The sequence below is a fragment of the Streptomyces sp. NPDC057623 genome (assembly GCF_042800355.1).
Lineage (GTDB): Bacteria > Actinomycetota > Actinomycetes > Streptomycetales > Streptomycetaceae > Streptomyces.
In genome coordinates, this window is the sequence record NZ_JBHVGZ010000035.1 from 1 (window position 1) to 2,055 (window position 2,055).

Sequence of the window (2,055 nt, forward strand, 5' to 3'; positions counted from 1 at the left end):
AGGACCCTCAGCAAGTCCTATCGTTGCAGGTCAAGGGCACTTTCCGTGTTTCTGATCAACTCTTGGACAGCCCACCTCGTGAAAGCGCGAGGTTAGGTGCCAACGAGATCTTCAAGTCGGGCCAGTCGATACCGCCCGGGGCCGATTTCGCCGAGATCCTGCGGCGGCAGGCCGCCGATTGCGAGCTCATGTGCGTACTGATCGGGCCAGGTTGGCTCGACGCGCGGGGCGAGGACGGTGTGCGGCTCCTGGACCGCGCTCACGACTGGGTCCGCCTGGAGATCGCGACAGCTCTGCGGGCGGGGAACCGCGTCGTCCCGGTCCTTCTGGGTGACGCGACGCTGCTGCCCGACGCCTCGGCGCTGCCGGCCGAGATCGCGGAGCTGGCGCGCCTGCAGTTCGTCCGCGTTCCGGAGACCCATCTGCCGGACGGGCTGGCGCACTTGGGCGAGGCGCTGACCGCTCTCCTGTCCGACGCCGATGCCGATGCCGATACCGCTCTCGAACCCGGGAACGGCACGGCGCCGGCCGCCGATCCGGAGCCGTCGGTGACCATGACGGCCCATGTGTCCGGCGGTGGCAGCGCCTACCAGGCGGCCCGTGATCAGACGATCAGGCTGGCGTGAGGGGCGGGCGGACGATGGATCATCCCGGAGCAGACGGTGCTCATCGGATCGGGCCGTATGCGCTGCTCGGAAGGCAGAGCACGGTCGGCGGGGGCGAAGTGTTCGCGGCCCGCGCGGACGAGGGGCAACTCGTCATGGTCACGGTCGTGGGGCCCGAACTCGCCGCGGACCCGGGTTTCCGGGACCGGTTCCGAGCCGCGGTAGAGGCGGCACGGACGCTGTCCGGCGCCTTCCTCGTGCCGGTGGTGGATGCCGACGCCGACGCGCCGGTTCCCTGGCTGGCGACCGAGTTCACCGCCGGACTGCCGCTCCGACAGGCGGTGGACCGGCACGGCCCGCTGTCCGAACCGGCTCTGCGAGTGCTCGCCGACGGACTCGCCCGGGCGCTGACCGCGCTCCACGCGGCCGGGACGGTCCACGGCGAGGTGAGCCCGGACTCGGTGCTGCTCACCATGGACGGGCCCCGCATCACCGCCCTGGGGATCACGGGAGCCACCGGCAGTCCGGCACCCTCACCGACGGACGACATGTCCGACCTCGGGTCGACCGTGCTGTTCGCGGCTTCCGGAAGCGAGCCGGACACGGACGCTCTCCCCGTGTCGCTGCGCGACGTCATCGGCGGCTGCCTGTACCCCGAACCGGCGGACCGTCCCACCGCCGAGCAACTCGTCGACTACCTGAGACATCAGAACCTGCCGACCCTTGAGGGCAGTTGGCTGCCGCCGACGGTGACCGCCGACATGGCCGCCGCGGTCGCGGCGATGGGATCGGTGTCCGCCGGGGGCGGCGGCCTGGGCCCGTTTCCTCCTCCGCCGGTGACCGCTGCCGGCACGGGTGTCAGCCGCCGCAAGCTGATCACCGGTCTGGCCGGGGGTGGGGCCGTACTCGGCGGAGCCGCGGCGGCACTGGCCTTCTCCGGCGACTCGTCGTCTGCACCCGGCGGCCGGGCCGACGGGTCCGGGTCCACTGCGCGGCCTACCGCTCCGTCAGGCGTGCGCTCGACGTCGGCCTCCTCCGCGTCGCCGTCCTCGACGGACGGACCGGAAGCGATCGTTCTGGCCGGACCCGACGCCGCCAAGGCGTGGACGGGCGCCGGAAAGAACCGCCCCAAATGCCTGGAAGCGTCCGACAAGGTGGTCATGGTGGTCACGGACACCGCCACGTCCTTTCTGGACGCCACGACCGGGAAAGCCGCGTTCTCCCCGCTGAACACGACCGTCTTCTTGGGCACGGGCATGGACAGATACCCGACTGCGTACGCGGACGGAGTGTTCTACCTGCTCTGCGACACACCGAGTGAGACAGGCTTGATGGGGGGGGTCGACCCCCCCAAAGGGGAAGGGGAATGGGAGACCACTGTGGTCCCCTGCGACCCCCGCTATCGCTTTGAGGCGCCTACGTTTATCCACCAACCTTCTGTAGTTCCCAG

The 2,055-nt window shown here is 70.5% G+C and carries 2 protein-coding genes; both read left to right on the forward strand.

Annotated elements, in window-relative coordinates; genetic code table 11:
• Nucleotides 1-62 precede the first annotated feature (62 nt).
• A complete protein-coding gene (locus tag ACFU95_RS29680) occupies nucleotides 63-626 on the forward strand; it encodes a hypothetical protein (RefSeq protein WP_383833563.1) in 564 nt (187 codons plus the stop codon).
• A 14-nt stretch (nucleotides 627-640) separates the two neighbouring features.
• Nucleotides 641-2,055 (forward strand): serine/threonine protein kinase (locus ACFU95_RS29685; protein WP_383833322.1); only part of this gene is annotated, 1,415 nt, incomplete at its 3' end.